Here is a 19874-nt window from a genome sequence, read left to right as displayed (position 1 = left end):
CCTCGACCCCGAAAAGTCCAAGATTTTAGCATCGCCAACCAGCAATTCGTTTGTTATGAACCTGTTGCACATAAAACACTTTAGGTTGCCGAACGGCGTCCCCCGGGCGCGGACGCCAACAATTCATTCCCCGCAAACCATTGTTAAGCTGTCGTTAAACCGCGAGTTCAGTTGCGCCCGGGTGACCTGCGCAAACAGGGGTCATGGGCGTTGGGAAACCAGAATTACCCACTAGACGTTGCGCGCCGCCACGTATGAGTTTCCTGAGCACACCCCGGTCGCGTACGGCTACGGACCTATGAATCTATGAAGTGTCTTGGACGCGGCGTGATCAGTCCTCATCGAGGATGAGCGCCATCTCGGGGCAGGAGGCGACACCATCGCGGGTCAACTGCTCGTCCTGAGGGCGCACGACGTGTTCGTCGAGGACCGAATATCCCGAGTCATCAATCGGGAACAGTTCCGGGGCCACCGCGTAGCACTGGGCGTGTCCCACACACCGCGACCGCTCCAGACGAATCCTCACGTGGTTCCCTCCCTGGGCTTCAGGCATCGCGTCGTAGAGCCGCCCGTGCCAGTCGAACAAACTTCCACGAGGCTAGCCGAGCACATTGTCATCGGCCAGGGCCGTGCTCATACCGTCGGATTGGTGCGTGTTTGCCACGCGTGCGATATTGGGCTGTGTCACCGGGGCCCGGCTGCCTCGAAGGCCGTGAAACGGGAAAGCCAACAGCAGAAGAGTCGAATGGATGAGTATTACCGAGGGCAGCCAGGCCGGCGCGTTTTACCTACCGCGGCTTGAGTATTCGACGTTGCCGATGGCCACCGACCGGGGCCTCGGATGGAAGACGTTGCGCGACGCGGGGCCAGTGGTGTTCATGAACGGCTGGTATTACCTCACCCGCCGCGAAGACGTGCTCGCGGCGTTACGCGATACCACGGCGTTCTCGTCGCGGGAAGCCTTTCGATCCCCGGGCAATCCCCTACCACTGGTACCCCTCGGCTTCGATCCGCCGGAGCACACCCGGTACCGCAGGATCCTGCAACCCTATTTCAGCCCGGCCGCCTTGGCTAAGGTGCGTCCGGCGCTGCTGGCCCACACCATCGCCATGATCGATGCCCTCGCCCCCCGGGGTGAGTGTGAGGCGATGGCCGACTTCGCGAATCTGTTTCCGTTTCAGCTGTTTCTGGTGCTCTACGGTCTGCCGGTGGCCGACCGTGACCGCCTGATTGCCTGGAAGGACGCTGTCATTGCCATGTCGGACCGGCCTTACCCGACCGAGGCCGACGCCGCCGCGACCCGTGAGCTGTTCGACTATCTCGCACAAGCGATCACCGAACGCAAACAGAACCCGGGCCCGGACGTCCTGTCGCAGGTGCTCATCGGCGATGATCCGCTGACCGAGATCGAGGTGCTGGGGCTCAGTCACCTGTTGATCCTCGCGGGATTGGACACCGTGACCGCGGCGGTGGGTTTTTGCCTGCTGGAACTGGCGCGCAGACCGGAGCTGCGCGCCATGCTTCGCGGCAACCCCAAGCAGATCCGGGTGTTCATCGAGGAGATCGTCCGGCTAGAGCCATCGGCCCCGGTGGCACCACGAATCACCACCCGGGTCGTCGAGGTCGGGGGTATGACGCTACCCGCGGGTTCCCCGGTGCGCCTGTGCATGGCCGCGGTGAACCGCGACGGCACCGACGCGATGTCCACCGACGAGCTGGTCATGGACGGAAAACTGCACCGCCACTGGGGTTTTGGGGGCGGTCCGCACCGCTGCCTGGGTTCTCACCTGGCGCGATTGGAGCTGACCCTGGTGGTCGGCGAATGGCTTGACAGAATTCCCGAATTCGAACTGGCTCCGGAATACACGCCCGAGATCCGTTTTCCGTCAAAGTCTTTCGCGCTCAAGACGCTACCGCTGCGTTGGAGCTGACTGAGCTCAGCCCTACGCAGCGCTGACGGTCTTACCTCCGCCACTCGGTGGCAGCGACCTGAACGAACACCCCGGTGTCCTCGGCCATCAGCAGGCCTCGGCCACGTGGCAGCGGACCCCCCTTCATCTTGCCGCGGATGAAGCCCTCGTCCGGATCGGCGTCCATCACCAGCAGTGGTGCATTGGCCTGGTGCAGCGCCCGCAACATCGGGTCGCTGCCTGCCGAAGACCAGCCACCGAAGGTCCGGGTGACGATCACGTGCAAGCCGACGTCGGCAGCCCGGTTGACGAACGGAACGACCTTGTGCAACGGGGAATCGAAGCCCGGCGGCAGCTGCTGGATGTCGTCGACGATCAAGAAGATCTCCGGCCCGCTCCACCACGACCGCGACAACAGTTCCTCGGCGGACAAACCCGGCGGCGGCTCACGGCCGGCCAGGGCCGCCGACAGCTCACCCATCATCGCGACGACACCGTCGAGGTTGTAGGCGAACTTCTCCACATAATCCGAACCCAGCGCCGTCAGCAGCTGACGGCGCGGGTCGACCAGCCATACCTGCGCGGAGGGCCGTCCGGGCGGAGGCGGCGGTGCGCTGCTGGCGCCCGGCGCGTAGAGCCGCCCGATTTCGGACATGATCGTGGCCAGCGTCGTCGTGCGCCCACATTCGCGCCGACCGGTCACCATCAGGTGCGAGTTCTCGGCAAAGTTGAGGTAGACCGGCTGCAGATCCAATTCCGATATCGCCCAGGCGATTCCGCCGACACCCACACCTTGACGGGTGTCGCGTGCGGCCAGCTCGCGCACCTGTTCCACGCCGAATCGCGCCGGCAGCCGGCGTACCGGCGGGGCTTGGGCGGTTGTCAGCCGGCTTACCGCCGCGACCACACTGTCGGACTCGAAGACGTTGTCGGGCGTACTGCCCAGCGCCGGCCGAGCCACCAGGGTGTGCAGACCCGCCTGCGGGTCGCTGTCCAACCGGACATAGTTGACCGCAACCATGCCGCGGCCGGGCTTGACGGGAACGTCCTTGGCGAAGCGGGAACGCACCAGCTTGGCGTCCTCCACCGCGGCCAATCGCAGTTCGACCCGGGAACCGAAACCGCTGCGCACCGGCGGCCGCAGCTCCGATTCGCGATCCGCGGTGACCACCACGTGCACCCCGAACGAGGGGCCCTGGTTGATGATCAGGTTGACCTGCTCGATCAGTACTTCGTTTTCTTCGGCCAGTGCCCGGTAGTTGTCGATCACCAGGTACACATCGCCGAACCCGTCGTTGGGTACCGGCCCGGCTTCTCCGCCGAACTTGCGCCGGCGGAACATCTCCATCGACGCGATGCCGTGTTCGAGGAAGCTCCGTTTGCGCTCGCGCACCAACGCCAGCAATTCGGCCACTGTCCGGCGCACACCATAGGGGTCGGTGGGACCGGCGACCTCGCCCACATGAGGGAAGCGCGCCACCGTTGTCAGTGCGGTGCTGCTGTACGCCAAGCAGTAGAACTGAACTTGCTCGGGAGTATGGGTCAGCGCCGCCGAGCAGATCAGCGTCTGCAGAGCGGTGGTCTTGCCCGAACCGCCCGCGCCAAGGATTAAGACGTTGGCACCGGGGCCCGAGGTGTCGACCGTCCACGGTGGCTGGTCGTGCTTGAAGGGGCGGTCGATAATCCCGATCGGGAACACCAGATTCCGCGCCGAACCGTAGTCCTTCTGCCACGGGTGGCCGAGGAATCGGTTGACCAGCTCATCGATGGCTACCGGAACGGTCAGCGGCGGCTGCCACAACCGGTAGGGCTCGAACTTGATCTTGCGCAGCTGATCGATGATCACCGTGCCGACCTTGGGGGTCCGCACGCCTTCCTCTTCCTCCTCGGCGTCGGCGCCCTCGCCCTCGATCACCTCGCCGTTGGCGTGCGCGACGACCGCCTCGATTTGCGGCCCGCCCACACTCACCTCCAGCGGCGTGAACGAGTTGGTGAATAGCTGCGGCCGGATGTAGTCGATGTTGTGCACCAGAACCGGCGCTTCGTCGCCGTCGATGGTGCCGCCCGGGGCGTAGTAGTCGCGCCACAGGAACTCGGCCTGGAAGCGGGTGATGTCCTCGAGGCTCCGGCGGAAATAACCCAGACCGGCCTGTGCCGGCAGGTTCACCGCATTCGGCACGCCGGCGGCCTGCGCCGCCCCGGCGGTACGCGCCTTCAGCACCAAGCGATAACCCATGTTCTCCATGAGCTTTTCGGCCCGGCTCTCGATGGTCTGTGACGCCATCATCAGGTGGATCCAATACGCACGGCCCTGCCGGCCGATCGAGTCCAGAACATCGACCGCGGTCGGCATGATCCGGAACCATTCGTAGAACTCGTCGATGACCACCACGAGCATCGGCAACGGCGGCATGTCCTGGCCTCGGGCCCGCATCCGGGTGCGCACCGAGTTGTACTCCTTGGCGTCGTCGACCCCGGCGTTGTCGCACACTGCTTTACGGCGGGCGATCTCGCCCCATAGCGCGTCCAGGAACCGTTCCATCAACGCCTGGTCTTCCTCCAGGTCGGTGATGATGCGCGACACGTGCGGCACCCCGGCGAACGGCTTGACCGCCGAACCACCCTTGAGGTCGGCCAAAACGAACTGCAGCTCCTCCGGTGGATGGCCGAGCATCAACGACTCGATCACGGTCCGCACCAGCGTCGACTTACCCGAACCGGTCGTCCCGGACATGACACCGTGCGGGCCGTCGCCGCCTTCGTCCAGCGACTTCATGTCCAAGAACAGCAGTTCGCCGTTGTCGGAGCGGATGCCGAACGGCGCCCGCAATCGCGACCGGCCCATCGTGTCGGTGCGGTTGCCCCACAGCGAGTCGAAGTCGATGCTGCCCGGTTCGTCAATTCCGTAGTAGGACAGGATGTCTCGGGCCCCGATGTGGGCCACCCGTTGACCGATCTCCTCGTAGGCCTCGGCGAGGCGCCACTGCGCCAACTTCTGGGAGAATTCTTCGGCCTCGGCGATGCTCATCTGGTCGCTCAGCGCGAAGAACCAGGCCTTGTCGTCGATCACCATCCAGGTATCGCGGTCGCGCGGCAGCGCCTCGATCACACCCTTCTCGTCGAATTCCAGCTTGCGCTCCGGGACATCGGTCCACATCGAAGAGCCGGTCAGATCGAAGAACGTCACCCCGTCCACGCCTTCGGCGCTGATCACGTACTCCCACTGCGGGTCGTCGACATCGGCGATGATCACGGTGTGCGGCGTCGGCGTCTGCGCCGACGAGCTGGCGTGCCGGGGCGTGAACGACCCACGTCCGGCGAACAATTCGGCTTGCTCGGCGGCGAACTCGCGGACCGAGCTGTAGACCATCCGCGCATTACCGGCCGCATCATGACGGCGTGAGTCACCGAAGTGCGGAAGCCACTTCACCCAGTCCCACTCGTCCAGATCGGAACTGACCACGATCAACTGCACATGGTCCGGTCCGTGGGAGAACGTCAGCTGGCAGATGATCGCCCGCATCAGGCCCAGCACCTGCTCACGGGTCCCGACGAGCGCATACCAGGGCTCAACCAGCAGCGAAACCATCTTGGGCAGGTTGTAGACGACGCTTTGATAGCGCCCGAACTCCTGAAGCGCCTTACCGGTCACCGGCTCGAGCTCGATGTCGGTCGGCATATTCTGCGGCTCGCCCCAGGTCACCTCCGGGCGCGTCATGCCCACGCCGACGCGCACCACGCCGAAGTTGAGGTCTTTGCCGTCGGGCTTGCGCTCCCACATCCGGGGCGACCCCACTGCTGCCGCCAGTGTGGTGGGCGCCGGGTGGAACCACCGGTAGTTGGAGTCCATGCTGTCGGCCGACTCCTGGGCCGTCTCGCGCAGCATGTCCAGCATCAACATGAACTGAGCGCGCATCGCGTCCAGCTTGGGACGGCTCATCTGCTGCTGGCCGCCGAATCGGCCGCCGAACATCATCATCATCATCCCGCCGACCATGAAGATCGGGAAGATGGCGCCGGCGCCGCCGAACACGCGTGACCCGCTGGCGAACGTCATCGCGACCATGCCGCCCAGCAGGCCGATCACGACGACGCCCACCACGATCAGCCACCAGGGCTTGCCCTCCGGCGGCGGAATGCTCAGCGGTGTCGGCAGGACGATGTTCTCCGGCTTGATCACCGGCGGCTTTTCCGCGGTCGGCCGGGCAAAACCACGTTTCACTTGGGTACCACCAATTCTGCGGGGGTCATGTCCATGGGTAAGGTGTCGTGTTCGACCAGCGCATCGGCTCGAGACAGCGTGGGCCCCTGCGGCAGCAGCCGCAGCGCCACCCACGGGGCCATGCTCGGGGCCAGGCTCAGACCCAACGCCTCGCGGGCTTCCTTGGTGTCCTCCACCCCGAACCGCGCGCCCGCGTCGGTGAGCCACCACAGCGATTCGGTGGTCTGAGCGGCGGGGTTGTTGCCGGTGACAGCGACGAAGTTGGCATAGTCGGGTCCGAAATAGACGTGGTCAGCTTCACGGCCGCTCATGTCGGCCTTCACCAGGTCAACCACCTTGTGCATTTCATGGGTCGCGACCGGGATGGTAGGCCCGGAGATCACCTTGACGCGGGCCCGGTTCTCACCCCTGGTCCGTTCCCACCACCAGCACGTCGACGGATTTTCCCGGATGTCCAGCACATTGAGCGGTTCATCCGGGTAGGCGGACAGATCTATCCTGTTGACCACCGGCATCTTGGCCAACGCCGAGGGTTCCACCGTCACCGGCTTGGTATTCCCCGGCCGTCCGGCGTTCTGCATGATCTGGGCCACCAAGGGCGGCAGGGTCTGCACGCCGTCGGCCAAGACCAGCGAATACTGTTGCGGCCCACTGATTTGCGGCGTGACGAGCACCGTGCCCACCGGACCGGGAGCACCGGGGAAAGTCGCCGGAGCACCCGCGTTGGGTACTTCGGGCACCAGCAGCTCGGGCCCCACCGGCAGGGCGTCGTAGAGCGCATGGCTCATCGGTCGGGCCTGACTGACCTGTTCCGGCGTCAACCCCAGCGGCAGCAGCACCGACCGGTTGGTGGCGTCGATGCGGGACCGGCGCCCCTCGCGGATGACCCACGCGTCTCCGCCATAGCTGAGCACCACGGCATCGGAACCCTTCAATACCCGCCGGTGGCTGCTGAGATCGGGAGTGCCGTCAATGACGGTGACGGAGACCCCTTGCGACGACCCGAGGCTCGACGAGGTGGACACGGTGTCACAGACCAGCCACGACGACGCCGGCGGACTCTTCGGGTAGAACTGATTCGGCGCGCCGGGGATGCCCACCAGCGGGCCGTGCGGTTGGCTGGCGATCTGGCTTCCCTTAACCAGATGCGGGTTGTCCGGCCGCCCGGTGATCAACCGTGCCGATGCCAAGTTCAGCGCAGGATACAACCGGTCCCCGACCCGGACGAAGAGCGCGCCGGAATCCCGGTCGGCGATGATCGGCGACTCGTTCAACTGGCCCGACGGGCTGATGAACGACCACAGCAACGCGCCCAGGCAGATCACCAGGGCCGCAGACACCGATGCCACCACCGCCAGCGTCTGCCGCCGGCCGGGTTCGATCTCCATGCGCACCCGCCAGCGGGTCAATGCCATCGCGGTTCGGCGCGCCAGGAACTGATAACCCGTTACCTGGGTCCGCGTGGACAATCCAAGGCCGTACCCCGACCCCCGCTGCCCGCGGCTCTCTTCAGCCACGCTAGATCACCTTCCGGTCTGTTCAGAACGCCTGGATATTGGCCCAAATATGTGGAGAAATGCTGACGACATCGATAACCGTAGGGCACCCGAAAGGACGGCGCCATACGGCCCTTACCGCACTAGATCCCCCAAGGATTCGTCGTGTCTTCATTGCATCGTAGCGACCAATCGCCGTCTCGGCGCGCGGAAATGTTGCGGCCGGTTTAACGTCTCTGAGCTGGGAAGTAAACGCGCGGTGCGGTGAGCCCGCGGCGAACCGGACAAGCCAGACCGCCCCGCCGTCCGCGCGCAGCGATGTTGGACGCAAGATGGGCGCCATGACTGAGCTCGCGCCGTCGTTGGTCGAACTTGCCCGCCGACTCGGTATCGCCACCGAATATCAGGACTGGACCGGCCACGACGTGCGTGTCTGCGCGGACACACTGGTGGCCGTGCTGGCCGCGTTCGGCGTTGCCGCGCGAACCGAGGAGGAGCGCAACGCGGCACTGACCGAACAACTCCGGTCGTACTGGGCCCGTTCGCTGCCGGCGACCATCGTGGCGCGCGCTGGTGCGGCGACGCGGTTCTGGGTGCACGTCACTCACGGTGCGCCCGCCGACGTGTGGTTGCGCCTCGAGGACGGCACGCTACGCGGCGGGGTGCAGCAGACCGACAACTTCACCCCGCCGTTCGAGCTGGACGGACGCTGGATCGGCGAAGCGAGCTTTGTGCTGCCCGCCGACCTACCGCTCGGGTATCACCGCGTGCAGCTGCGCTCCGGCGACGACGAGACCGGCACCGCGCTCATCGTCACGCCGGACTGGGTCGGGCTGCCGGAAAAGCTCGGCAATCGTCGGGCCTGGGGCCTGGCCACCCAGCTCTACAGCGTGCGGTCCCGACGGTCGTGGGGTATCGGCGATCTCACCGACCTGGCTGAACTGGCGCTGTGGTCGGCTTACCGGCACGGCGCCGACTATGTCCTGGTCAACCCGTTGCACGCGGCGGCACCCACAACACCCATGGAGCCGTCGCCGTACCTGCCGACCTCGCGGCGCTACTTCAACCCTCTCTACCTGAGGGTGGAGGCCATTCCGGAGTTCGCCGAGCTGGCCAAGCGCAGCCGAGTCCGGCAACTGCGCACCGAGGTGCAGCAGCGCTCGGACCGGTGCGACACCATCGACCGGGACAGCGCGTGGCGGGCCAAGCGCAAGGCTCTCGAGCTGATCCACCGGGTGCCGAGATCGGCAGGACGCGAGTTGGCCTATGCGGCGTTCCGGTCCCGGGAGGGCCGCGCCCTGGACGACTTCGCCACCTGGTGCGCGCTTGCCGAAAAGTACGGCGGTGACTGGCATCGATGGCCGAAGTCGCTGCAGCACCCCGATGCCCCCGGTGTTGCCCGTTTCGTCGACAAACACGCCGTCGCGGTCGATTTCCACCGGTGGCTGCAATGGCAGCTCGACGAACAGCTCGCCGCGGCGCAGTCCGGGGCCAGCCGGGCCGGAATGTCGTTGGGCATCATGCATGACCTCGCCGTGGGCGTCCACCCCGACGGTGCCGACGCATGGGCGCTACAGGACGTGCTGGCGTTGGGCGTGACCGCCGGCGCGCCACCGGATGAGTTCAATCAGCTTGGCCAGGACTGGTCTCAGCCGCCATGGCGACCCGACCGGCTCGATGAGCAGGAGTATCAACCGTTTCGCGCCCTCATCCGGGCTGTGCTGCGGCACGCGGGCGGAGTCCGGATCGACCACATCATCGGGCTGTTCCGGCTGTGGTGGATCCCAGCGGGAGCGGCGCCGACTCATGGCACGTATGTGCGATACGACCACGAGGCGATGATCGGCATCGTCGCGCTGGAAGCGCATCGGGCCGAGGCGGTCGTAGTCGGGGAGGATCTCGGCACCGTCGAACCGTGGGTGCGCGACTATCTATTCTTGCGCGGCCTGCTGGGCACCTCGATTCTCTGGTTCGAGCTGGATCGGGACGGAAATGGCGGTCCGCTGCCGGCCGAGCGCTGGCGCGAGTACTGCTTGTCGTCGGTCACCACCCACGACCTGCCGCCGACGGCCGGGTATCTGGCCGGCGACCACGTGCGGCTGCGCGAGTCTCTCGGTTTGTTGACCCGGCCGGTGGAAGCCGAACTCGAGGCGCATCGGGCCGATCAGGACGCCTGGATAGCGGAATTGCGTCGGGTCGGCCTGTTAGCGGACGGGGCCGAAGCCGACCCGCAGCAGACCCTGTTTGCCTTCTATCGATACCTCGGCCGAACGCCGTCACGCCTGTTGGGAGTGGCTTTGACCGACGCGGTCGGCGATCGGCGGACGCAGAATCAGCCAGGCACTACCGATGAGTACCCCAACTGGCGGGTTCCACTGACCGGTCCAGACGGCAAGCAGGTGCTGCTCGAGGACATCTTCACGGACGAGAGGGCAGCGACCTTGGCCGACGTGATGCGAGCCGTGACGGCTCCCGAGGTCACCTGAGAATCGTCCTGTTAGCGTCGGATGTCGTGACATCTCTGCGGTGCGTCTCCGGCCGTCGCGCGGCGGAAGTCCCGGTACGCCCTGCGGCTGATGCCGCTGATCCCCACGGGGCGCATCGATGACGGCCACGCCCTCGGTGGCGGTGGTCGCCCCGGTCGCCGACGGAGTCACCGCGGACCCGGACTGGATGACCTGCTTCGCGCTGCACCTCGAGGCTTGCAACTTCGAATCGATCATCGTCGCTGAGCACACCGTGCTGGTCACCCGGTACGACAGCGTGTATCCGTACGACCGTTCCGGGCGGGTTGGGCTGGCCGCGGACTGCCCGATTCCCGACCCGCTCGATCTGCTCGGGTTTCTGGCCGGCCGGACGAAGCGGCTCGGTTTGGCCACCGGAGTCTTGGTGCTGCCCAACCATCACCCCGTGGTGCTGGCCAAACGCGCTGCGACGATCGATGCCCTCTCCGGCGGCAGGCTGCGGCTGTGTGTGGGTGTGGGATGGCTCAAAGAGGAGCTCGAGGCCTGCGGGGCGGAGTTCGACAGCCGCGGCCGCAGGGCCGACGAACAGCTGGCTGTGCTGCGGACATTGTGGGCCGACCACCCGCACGGCGCTTCTCACCACGGCGAGTTCTTCAGCTTCGACAACGCCATGTGCTACCCCAAACCGGTTGGGCGGCTTCCGATTCACATCGGCGGGCACAGCCGGGCGGCCGCGCGCAGGGCCGGGCGCTTCGGCGATGGCTTCCAGCCACTCGGCGTGGCCGGACTGCGGCTCGCTGCACTGATCGCGCTGATGCGTGAGGAGGCGTCCTCGGCCGGCCGCGATCCGGTATCCCTGGAGGTCTCTTTGGGCCACCTGGTGACCAAGATCGACAGCGAACGCGCGGCCCGCCTGGTCGATGAGGGCGCCGACAGGATCGTGCTGGGCATGCCGCCGACCACCGATATCGAGCACGCCAAAGACATCGTGTCGGCGTGCGCGCAGCGTCTGGGATTGGTTTCTTGAGGTCTCGTGAGGTCTGATGACCCCTGCCGAGTCTCTTGCGCCGGCCGATCGGCTGGCACTCAGCGATCTGGTGCACCGGTATGCGGCCCACGTCGATGACAGCGAATTCGACGCTGCGGCCGACCTTTTCACTGTGGCAGCCGAGCTGACGACACCCGACCCCCCCGCCACACTGACACCGGTCCATTCGCACCGGGGCCGAATGGCCATCGCCACCGCCATAGCGGCCGTCGCCCAAACCATGCGTACCGAACACGCGATCGTCGGAGAGGTCTATGACCACGCCCCGGGCCCGGGTGTCGCGCGAGGGCGTATCACCTGCATCGCGCACCATTGGAGCCGGCGCGGCGATGACCTGGTCGACGTGGTCTGGCATCTGCGGTACGACGACGAGTACCAGCTGACCGATTCGGGCTGGCGAATCAGTAGCCGCGCCTTGACGATCCACGCCATTGAAAGCCGGCCGGTACGCCGATTGCTGCCGCGCGACCAACTGCCGCCGGCGTGAGCGGCTGCCGACTCCGCTTTCCACGCCACGGCAAGCGAAGTCGTTTGGCCATGCGACATTTCGGGAATTCCGAAGGTGCTGACCGGCCCCGGCGGTTTGCCGGCCCGGGGGACCTCAACCTGAAGGAGGCGTTCATGGGGGGCATCTCGCGCCATGCCATCCACCGACGTCCCTACGCCCACGACTCGGCGGAACGCATCAACGACGCCCAGCACGCGCCCGGTCTGGTTGTCGTCGCTGGCGGCGTGCTGGCTTTCGTGGTGTCCCTCGCCAATTTCGCACTCGGACAGGTAGGACTCGGCCTCGCGGCCGCCATCGGCGGACTGCTCTCGTTCGGCGCCGGTCTGGCTTGGCTTGCCATGGAGCGCAGGCGAGTTCGCGAAGCCGAACGGCAGCGGCCGTTGGGCCACTCCGAGCGGCCTGAGATGTAGGTGTGCCGGCTACTGCAAAGCTGCGAGGTTGTCCACCGAGTTCTGAATCTCGGGGCGCAGAACTCTGGCGACGAGCCGCCCAACCGGCCCGCCGAGCAGACCGCCTTTCAGGTCAGCCGTCAGATGGAAATCCGACCCCGGATGGTTGGCGGTGACAGTCACCGCGACAGCGATCCGGATTCCGCCCCGACCGCAGCCATGCAGCTGGATCGAGGTCGGCTCGTCGTGCTCGGTGACCGTCCAGTGAATGACGTTGCGAAAACCCTTCACCTTGATCAGTGACGAGACGCGGGAGCCCTCCTCGATCGTCGATGGCACCGCCCCGCGCCAGCCTCCGAATATCGTCATCCATTCGTCGAATCGGTGCAGGTCGGAGGCGATTTTCCAGGCAGACTCAGGGTCGACGTTGGATGACGTTGACACCTCCACACGCGCCATGTGTTAACCCGCTCCCTGGTTCGGCGGCCCTGCTCCCGACAGGCCGGAGCCGCGCCATACGTTCGGGGTTACATACCCAGGCACCGCGGCCCGATAAACTCCGAAAAACCCCGATAATCCGGGCTGTCTGCCGGCGAGCGCCGATTTCGCGCCGACCAATCCAGCCTGTTGCAGGCCCAATCCCGTTGCCGCAGAACCAGTGCCAACCCCGTTGCCCTCGCCGCCTTGCGGCTAAATTCCTTTCCAGGCGGTATCCAATTGGGTGGCTACATCGATGACCTGGGCGGCCTGCGACTGCGGTGAATCGATCTCCTCAGCGACGTACTGGGCGATGAACCGCCGGATCTCGCCGTCAACACCGGCCAGAATGCGCAGCACCTCCCCGCGAATCGATTTGGACGACACGTTGACGGTGATATCGGAGGGCCGCGGTTTGGCGACGTCGACGATCAGCAGCAGCGGCTCGGCAGCACGTGCGGTGGCGCGCAGCGCGATATCTCCGGCCACCTTGAACCGTTGCTTGTCGAGCCGGAGGTCCAGCAGCAGGTCGATCGATAGCGGAATGTGGATCACAAATGTGATGAGGTCACCGAGCTTTCGGGTCACACGCGGCTCGTTGATCTTGACATGCGCGCTGACCTTGGCGATCCCTCCCGGGCCTTGGGCGATCGGTTCCATGTCGAATTCGCTGCCGGCGATTTCGGCGAATGATGCCGCCACCCGCTCCGGTGTGACGGCAACCTCGAAGAATCTGCGGCCGAAGTCTTCGTAGGTGAGGTAGTCGTGATGTTGCATAGGTTTATACCGTCTCACGTCAACTGGCGTAACGGTCGCTGATCGGTTCGCGTCGCGCGAAATTTGACGTCATTCGACGTCAGATGTCCCAGCGGACCGGTCCCCACCGCGGCAGTGTGATCTGCGACATCTGCCGCGAGTTGTGAACAACCCCACAAGCGGCCGCTTCGATTCGATAAGTCGGGTGGCGGCCTGCCACGCTGGAAGTACCTGGAGGTGTTTGGAGTCTCATGTGCGCCCACGAAAATCCTGATCAGCGCTCGGTCGTAACCCGCATCGAGGGACTGCTGACCTGGCTCGGCGGCGGACACTGGGGTGAACTCGGTGAGCGTCACGAGCGGTCAACCCACGCCGTAGCAGGCGCTGTGGTGGCCTTCGGATCCGGGCTGGCCTGGCTCGTGGCGAGCTTGGCGGTGAGCGAATCGACGGCCTGGCCCACCTGGGCCGTCGTTGCCGTGACCTTGGTGTTCGCCCTACTGGTCGGCGCGGTGGTCCGCGGTACCGCCGGTGGACCAGGCCGGGGCCGGTCCGGCATCGCGGGACGCGCCGGGGTCGCTCTCGCCGTCGGCGTCGTGGTCGGCGAGCTCGCAGCGCTCGTTGCGTTTTCCGGTGCCATCGATCAGCGGCTCGACGAACGCGCACTGCGCAACGCCGACTCCGTGCCCGCTGTCGCGCAGGCGTCGGCGTCGCTGCAACAGTCCCGTGCTGCGCGGGCCGCGCTCGACAACGGGGTCGAACAGGCTCGGGGGCATCTGGACACGGCTCTGGTGGTCGCGCGCTGCGAATACCACCCCACACCGGGTTGCCCGCAGACCAGGATCACGGGCGTTCCCGGTCAAGGACCCGAAACACGAACGGCCAATGACCTTCTCGCCGATGCGCAGCGTGAATTGGACAATGCGTTGGCGGCTCGCGACCGCCAGGCACCCGACCTCGACGCCAGGGTGCGGCAGGACCAGGAGGCCCTCAACACGGCTCGCCACGCGGTGGTGGCCGACGCGGGTCGCGGGCTGGGCACTCGCTGGGTGGCAATGAACGACGTAACCCTCGCCAGCGCAGGCGCGTTGGTGCTGCGGGCGCTGCTGATCGCGTTCTTCGCGCTGGTGTATCTGCTGCCGCTGATCCTGCGGCTATGGCGTGGTGAGACGACACATGACCGCCACGCGGCCGCGCGCGCCGAGCGGGACCGCGCCGAACTCGAGGCCGAGACCGCCATCGCGATCAAACGTGCCGAAGTTCGCCGCGCCGCCGAAATCATGTGGGCCGAGCATCAACTGACCCAGACCCGCCTGGCGATCGAGGCACAGGCCGAAATCGACCGGGAACAGCAACGCCGTCGTGTCAGCGAAGCGCTGGAGCTTCCCGTGCGCGCGTCGTCGCAGCGTCATTTCGAGGCAGTCGAGCCAGTCGAGGAAGTAGAGGAAGACATGTATCTGCCTATCGCGGCCGAAGCAGAGGCCGCCAGCCGCGCCGTCGCCCAATTGCCGGCTGGAACAGCGGATCGCCTCGCTCAACCACCGGAACGGCTTCCGGCGCAGGTCGACTCAAGCGGGACAGTGGCAGCGGATGAGACTGAGCGCGGCGGCCCGCTGATTCCGTCGATTCCGGACGCCACCAAGGCTGCGGCGCGATGGATACGGCCGTTGATGCCCCCGTTCGTGGCGCGGGTGATCGACAACACCACTCAGCCACTGCGCACCGCACGTCAGGTGTTCGAAGAGGTCGAAGAAATCGCTTTTTCGTTCAAGCGCACCCGCAAGGTCACCGTCAACTCCGAAAGTTCCGACAGCCCCGACAGCTCCAACAGCAGACGTGACCAGCCGACGCCTCAATCCCCCGTTGCTGAGGCCCCGGCCGGCGTGAACCGTATCGAATCGTCACGTGGCGAGGCCGACACCGGCAGCTACGACGGAAACTATGAGGGACTGAGCCCCAACGAGCGATACCGGCCGTTGGAGCAATCTCCGCAAGATCTGTCCGGGTTGTCGATGGGATCGACCGGACGTGCGAATCGGCGTGGGCTGGTCGGGCGGGAGGGGCCGGCCGAGCTGAGTTCCCCCGATGGTCCGCGTCAGCTGCCCCCCGGTAAGTAACCCCGGTAGGTAACCGCGGTAAGTAACATGGTGCGACACACGCTGGCAGGCAGCATGCCGGGTCAGGTCGCATGGGATTCTGTTAGCGATGGTATCTCGGACGGCACCATGCTGACCGTGCCCAGCACGGCGTAACGACGGACAAGGACAGGATCTCGTGGGTCTCTTGACGGCAGCACAGGACACGTTCTCAAGGTGATATCCCGATCGCCGATCGCAATGCCGGCGGCCTCATGAAAGTCAGCCTTTTGCTGGCGGACGCAGCGCAGGCCGACCCCCAGTCGGGTAAGGTCCACGCCCTCGGGCTGGGCTGGCGACAATGCCAAACACCCACTCCCCCTTTCGCTTTGGTGCTTTTTTTGGACATCGACTGGGATGAGACCAACCGACAGCACAAGTTGACGTGCCAACTGCTGACCACCGATGGAGATCCGGTGGTAGTGACGGGGCCGCATGGCCCACAGCCCATGCTGTTCGAAGCCGCCGCCGAGGCAGGCCGGATGCCCGGATCGATCCACGGCACTTCGGTCCGGATGCCGCTTGCCCTCAGTATCCCGCCGGGAATTCCGTTGGAACCGGGACTCTACGAGTGGCGGGTGGAGGTGGAGGGCTTCGAGCAGGCCACGGCGGTCGAGGCTTTCATCGTGACCGGTGGAGGCCATTCGCCGATGTCCTTCGAGTAAGAGTCCTCATGGCAATGCACTGCCGCCGTGCGGCACGGCCAAGCCGCGTCCAATGCTGTCGAAGCTGCTATCTCACCGTCAACTCGAGGTGTTCAAGGCGGCGCACCAAAATGCTTGGCAACCATCGTCCGACGTCGGCGGCCTCGATGGGTGCGGTTCTGTCGAGCAGTAGCCGCAAGACGATCTGCGCCTCCAGACGTGCCAGCGCGGCACCCACGCAGAAGTGTGCGCCCTTCCCAAAACTGATGTGGCCCTTGCCTCCTGCGCGGTCAAGACGGAATTGCTCGGGTGACTCGAACTGGGCCGGATCGCGGTTGGCCGCGCCCCACAGCAGCAAGAGGTGCGAATCAGCCGGGAGTTCGACGCCGGCCAAGCTGGTATCTCTTCGCACGTGCCGGTAGTGGCCCCGGAATGGGGCCTCGTAGCGCAACGTCTCTTCGATGAACGCCGCGAGCAGCTCCGGTTTCTCTCGGACTTGTAGCTGGATATCGGGGCGGCTGGCGAGCATCCACGCCGCGCTGCCCAGCAACGAGGCCGTGGACTCTCCGCCGGCGGCGAACAAGGTGACCATCATGATTTGGGCGGTGAGCGTGTCGATTTCACCGGATGCGCAGGCGGTGACCAGCTCCCCGAGCAGGTTGCTCTGCGGGTTGGTGGCCGCCCAGCCGAATTGCTCGAAGATGTAGCCGCTGAGTTCCATTACGGCGACGCCCGCGGCGGCGAGTTGCTCTTGACTAACCAACCCTTCGAGGAGCTGAGTGGCAGCATATCCCCACTTCACCAGTTGAGCGACGTCGGCGTGGGGGACGCCGATGAGCTCAGCCACGACCATCATCGGCAGCCGGTTGGCCATGGCACCCATCCATTCGATGCGCCCCTCCCGCAAGCCGTCGGCCCAGAGCCGCTCTGCGGTCTCGGCGGCGAAGTGCTCGATTACGCGGATTCGCTTGGCCGCCAAGTGACGCACCAACAGCTTGCGGTGCACCGCGTGGGCAGGGTCGTCGGCGGTGGCGAGCACGTGGGTGGGACCGTCGAGCTGATCCATCTCGAACGGCTTGACCTTCCCCTCGGGGGTATACGTCAACGCGGCAGTCAAATTCGAGGAGAACTCTTCGGGGCGGCTGATGGCGTCGTGAACGGCATCCCAACCGCACACGGCGTAGAACGCCGAGTCGGCTATGCGGTGGACCGGACCGGCGGCGTGCATGCGCTCGTAGAGTGGGTACGGATTCTGCAGGGATTCGGCACCGAAGAGGGTGATGGCATCGGTGGCGGCTGTCACTTGACCAGAGTGACTGGCAGGTTGCCTAGCAGTCAACGAGGTGGCGACAAATTGAAATTGCCCGCCGGCGACGCTGCCACGGGCCGTCTCACCGCGTGAACCTGACCTGCGGGATACCGTGTGCTTGAGATCGTCGTCCGTTTCAGGCTGAGATCAGGCCGCGCAACGCAGCAAAGGAAATTCTCGCCGTTCACCGATATAGGTCAGAAAAAAATTGGGCAGCCTCAGAAGCTTGCCGCTTCGAGCAAGACGTCAGATCTCGATGGGCGGCCAAACCGTCGGGGTGTGCAAAGCCATCCAAGCCGCAGGCTGCTGGCGCGCCGTGCAGCTGCGATCTCAAGAGGTTGACCCAGCACCGGTCTGCAACCGGCGCCCAAGGACCGGTACAACGCAGCCGGCAAATTTTGGACCGCCGCGTTCACCAAGCACGAGCCGAGGATAGGGACCGCCATTTCGTAGCGCAGGACCACCCGCGCCTCAGTCTGTGCGGGTGGCAGGGGGCGCTATCGACGGCGCCACCACCGATCCCCGACGCGGTCGGGCCATCGGACTCACGGGAGTCCCGCCGGTGGCGCCGCCGCGTCGGAAACCGTTAACAGACCTAAAGTGGGAACCCCAAAACCGGGGCCTTCGTGCCCGTGGACCCTTTGCTGCCGATGACGCCGGCGCTGCCAGTGGCACCAACGCCTCCAGCCGGGCTGCCCGGCCCTCCGAGACCACCTGCTGCGCCGGCACCGCCACTCCCGCCCACGCCCCCGGCGCCGGGAGTCGCACCATAGAAGGCGGTGCCGCCGCTACCGCCCCTGCCGCCGACGCCGCCTGCGCCACCGCGGCCGCCCGCACCGCCAGGTGCGAAGGCGCCGCCGGGTCCAGCCGGGCCATTAGGGCCGGCTGGACCGCCAGCCCCGGCCGATCCGGCCGGACCACCCACTCCGCCGACTCCGCCTGCACCACTGGCACCGCCGTCGCCACCGGTACCGCCAGTCCCCGTGACCACGGCGCCGCCACCGATGCCGCCAGCGCCGCCGCTGCCACCGATGCCGCCTACACCACCGACGCCGCCAGCGCCAACGGCACCACCGCGACCGTATTGCCCGCCGTTGCCACCATTACCGCCGGCGCCACCAGGGCCGCCAAGGCCACCCGGCGCGCCAACGCCACCGTCGCCGCCGTCGCCCCCGTTTGAGCCGACCGAGCCGCCGAGTCCACCGTTGCCGCCATTGGCACCGGGAGCTCCTACGCCACCCGTGCCGCCAGGTCCACCGATGCCGCCGGCGCCACCATTGCCACCCATCGATCCACCGTGACCGCCATTGCCGCCGCGTCCACCCGGGCCACCGGCGCCGCCCACGCTGCTGGCTCCGCCGGCGTCACCACCGTGGCCGCCGTCGCCACCGGCAGCCCCGGGGCCGCCGGCACCGCCCCTGCCGCCGGCGGCGCCAATGCCACCGTCACCACCGTCACCGCCATTGCCGCCGCTGAGCCCGATCCCTGCGCCGCCGTTGCCGCCCGCGCCGCCCGGCGCACCTGCACCGCCATCGCCGCCATCACCGCCGTTGCCACCGCCACCCGTGCCGCCGGGGACAGAAGTCGAGCCCATTCCACCCGCGCCGCCGGCACCGCCGGGCTGCCCGGCGACCCCGTCGGCTCCAGCGCCGCCAGGTGTACCGGGGCTGCCGGAGCTACCTGCGGCTGCCGCAGGCTGGGTGACGCTCTGAATCGGGTTGACGCCGGCGGCGCCGGGCGCGCCGATGCCGCCGGCACCGCCCGCCCCGCCGTTACCCAGTGTCATTACGTTGCCCCCGTCACCACCGGCACCGCCGCCGATGCCGCCGCGCCCGCCCGCTCCGCCGTTGCCGAATGTCGCATCACCGCCTCTACCTCCGGGCTGGCCAGGCAAACCGTCACCGCCCCGGCCGCCGTTGCCCCCTAACCACCCGCCAGGCTTTCCGGGCTGGCCAAGACCACCGTCGGCGCCGTTGCCGACCAGCGGACGGCCAGTAAGCGCGAGAGATTGAGCGTTCGCCGCGGTGTTTACCGCTCTAACGGGGGCCAGCAGGTTTTGGGCCGCAGCGTTCACAGCGCTGAGCGGGTTGACCGCCGCCGCGGCGTTGGCGGACTCGGTGAGCTGATACCAGCCAGCGTTGCTGAGCAGAGTACGCACAAACTGCTCATGAAAAGCCGCGGCTTGAACGCTGAGCTGCTGATATGTCTGCGCGTGTCCGCTGAAAAAGGCCGTGGCCGCCGCTGACACCTCGTCCACAGCCGGGGCCAACACCCGCGTTGTGGCGGCCGCCGCCGCAGCATTAGCCTCCACCAACGTCGAACCGATCCCAGCCAAATTACGACCAGCCTCCGCCAAGAACTCCGGCCCCGCGATCACAAATGACATGTCACTTTCCCTCCACTACGCGGGATTTCACCGCAGCCATCACAAGATTCCGAACGCCGCACGTCGGTTGGCGCGCTGGGTTGTCGGGACTCCCCGGTTCCGCCGCTGCCACCGCCGCTTCCGTTCAGGTCG

14 protein-coding genes are annotated in these 19874 nt (G+C 66.4%); 7 read left to right on the top strand and 7 right to left on the bottom strand.

From position 1 onward, the window contains the following. Positions 1-331: 331 nt before the first annotated feature. Positions 332-553: a ferredoxin gene (locus tag EET10_RS14295; RefSeq protein WP_423793578.1), complete on the bottom strand. Its 222-nt coding sequence runs from the start codon at positions 551-553 to the stop codon at positions 332-334. A gap of 196 nt (positions 554-749) precedes the next feature. Between EET10_RS14295 and EET10_RS14290 the strand changes: the two genes are divergently transcribed. Continuing rightward, positions 750-1931, top strand: a complete 1182-nt coding sequence (locus EET10_RS14290; RefSeq protein WP_036403127.1) for a cytochrome P450 — start codon at positions 750-752, stop codon at positions 1929-1931. Positions 1932-1962: 31 nt separating this feature from the next. Here the strand turns inward: EET10_RS14290 and eccCa are convergent, their stop codons facing one another. Together eccCa and eccB are read right to left on the bottom strand one after the other, a co-directional pair. Beyond that, entirely contained in the window at positions 1963-6132 is a 4170-nt protein-coding gene (eccCa, locus tag EET10_RS14285; protein ID WP_122502241.1) for a type VII secretion protein EccCa, read from the bottom strand. Further along, positions 6129-7649 carry a type VII secretion protein EccB gene (eccB, locus tag EET10_RS14280; protein ID WP_036403132.1) on the bottom strand — a complete coding sequence of 507 codons (1521 nt, stop codon included), beginning with the start codon at positions 7647-7649 and terminating at the stop codon, positions 6129-6131. The genes eccCa and eccB overlap by 4 nt, the downstream gene beginning before the upstream one ends. A 320-nt stretch (positions 7650-7969) precedes the next feature. Here eccB and malQ point away from each other — a divergent pair, with 320 nt between their 5' ends. From malQ to EET10_RS14260, 4 genes are all read left to right on the top strand, one after another. Further along, the gene (malQ, locus tag EET10_RS14275) at positions 7970-10114 is read left to right on the top strand and encodes a 4-alpha-glucanotransferase (RefSeq protein ID WP_063467880.1); all 2145 of its coding nucleotides are present in this window, start codon (positions 7970-7972) and stop codon (positions 10112-10114) included. A gap of 118 nt (positions 10115-10232) precedes the next feature. Further along, positions 10233-11120: an LLM class F420-dependent oxidoreductase gene (locus EET10_RS14270; RefSeq protein ID WP_036403135.1), complete on the top strand. Its 888-nt coding sequence runs from the start codon at positions 10233-10235 to the stop codon at positions 11118-11120. Between the two features lie 16 nt (positions 11121-11136). Next, entirely contained in the window at positions 11137-11628 is a 492-nt protein-coding gene (locus EET10_RS14265; protein ID WP_063467842.1) for a nuclear transport factor 2 family protein, read from the top strand. Positions 11629-11762: 134 nt separating this feature from the next. Continuing rightward, positions 11763-12059, top strand: a complete 297-nt coding sequence (locus tag EET10_RS14260; protein ID WP_244601945.1) for a LapA family protein — start codon at positions 11763-11765, stop codon at positions 12057-12059. A gap of 9 nt (positions 12060-12068) precedes the next feature. On the opposite strand, the gene EET10_RS14255 is transcribed toward EET10_RS14260, so the two are convergent. Together EET10_RS14255 and EET10_RS14250 are read right to left on the bottom strand one after the other, a co-directional pair. After that, the gene (locus tag EET10_RS14255; protein WP_036403138.1) at positions 12069-12497 is read right to left on the bottom strand and encodes a type II toxin-antitoxin system Rv0910 family toxin; all 429 of its coding nucleotides are present in this window, start codon (positions 12495-12497) and stop codon (positions 12069-12071) included. Positions 12498-12728: 231 nt separating this feature from the next. Further along, entirely contained in the window at positions 12729-13292 is a 564-nt protein-coding gene (locus tag EET10_RS14250) for a hypothetical protein (RefSeq protein WP_023363964.1), read from the bottom strand. Between the two features lie 230 nt (positions 13293-13522). On the opposite strand from EET10_RS14250, the gene EET10_RS14245 reads away from it, so the two are divergent. Both EET10_RS14245 and EET10_RS14240 read left to right on the top strand, forming a co-directional pair. Further along, complete coding sequence (locus EET10_RS14245) at positions 13523-15385, top strand: DUF4407 domain-containing protein (RefSeq protein WP_122502240.1); 1863 nt, start codon at positions 13523-13525, stop codon at positions 15383-15385. Between the two features lie 233 nt (positions 15386-15618). After that, positions 15619-16068, top strand: coding sequence for a DUF6941 family protein (locus EET10_RS14240; protein WP_122502239.1), 450 nt, complete (start codon positions 15619-15621; stop codon positions 16066-16068). A 67-nt stretch (positions 16069-16135) separates the two neighbouring features. Here EET10_RS14240 and EET10_RS14235 read toward each other — a convergent pair whose 3' ends face one another. Both EET10_RS14235 and EET10_RS31655 read right to left on the bottom strand, forming a co-directional pair. Further along, positions 16136-17350: a cytochrome P450 gene (locus tag EET10_RS14235; RefSeq protein WP_218028465.1), complete on the bottom strand. Its 1215-nt coding sequence runs from the start codon at positions 17348-17350 to the stop codon at positions 16136-16138. A 601-nt stretch (positions 17351-17951) separates the two neighbouring features. Then, positions 17952-19742 carry a PE family protein gene (locus EET10_RS31655; protein WP_122502238.1) on the bottom strand — a complete coding sequence of 597 codons (1791 nt, stop codon included), beginning with the start codon at positions 19740-19742 and terminating at the stop codon, positions 17952-17954. Between the last annotated feature and the right edge of the window lie 132 nt (positions 19743-19874).

The sequence above is a fragment of the Mycobacterium pseudokansasii genome (assembly GCF_900566075.1).
In the GTDB taxonomy this organism is placed as follows: Bacteria; Actinomycetota; Actinomycetes; order Mycobacteriales; family Mycobacteriaceae; genus Mycobacterium; species Mycobacterium pseudokansasii.
The sequence above is the reverse complement of the archived record's forward strand: the minus strand, read 5'-3'. Positions and strand labels throughout refer to the sequence as shown.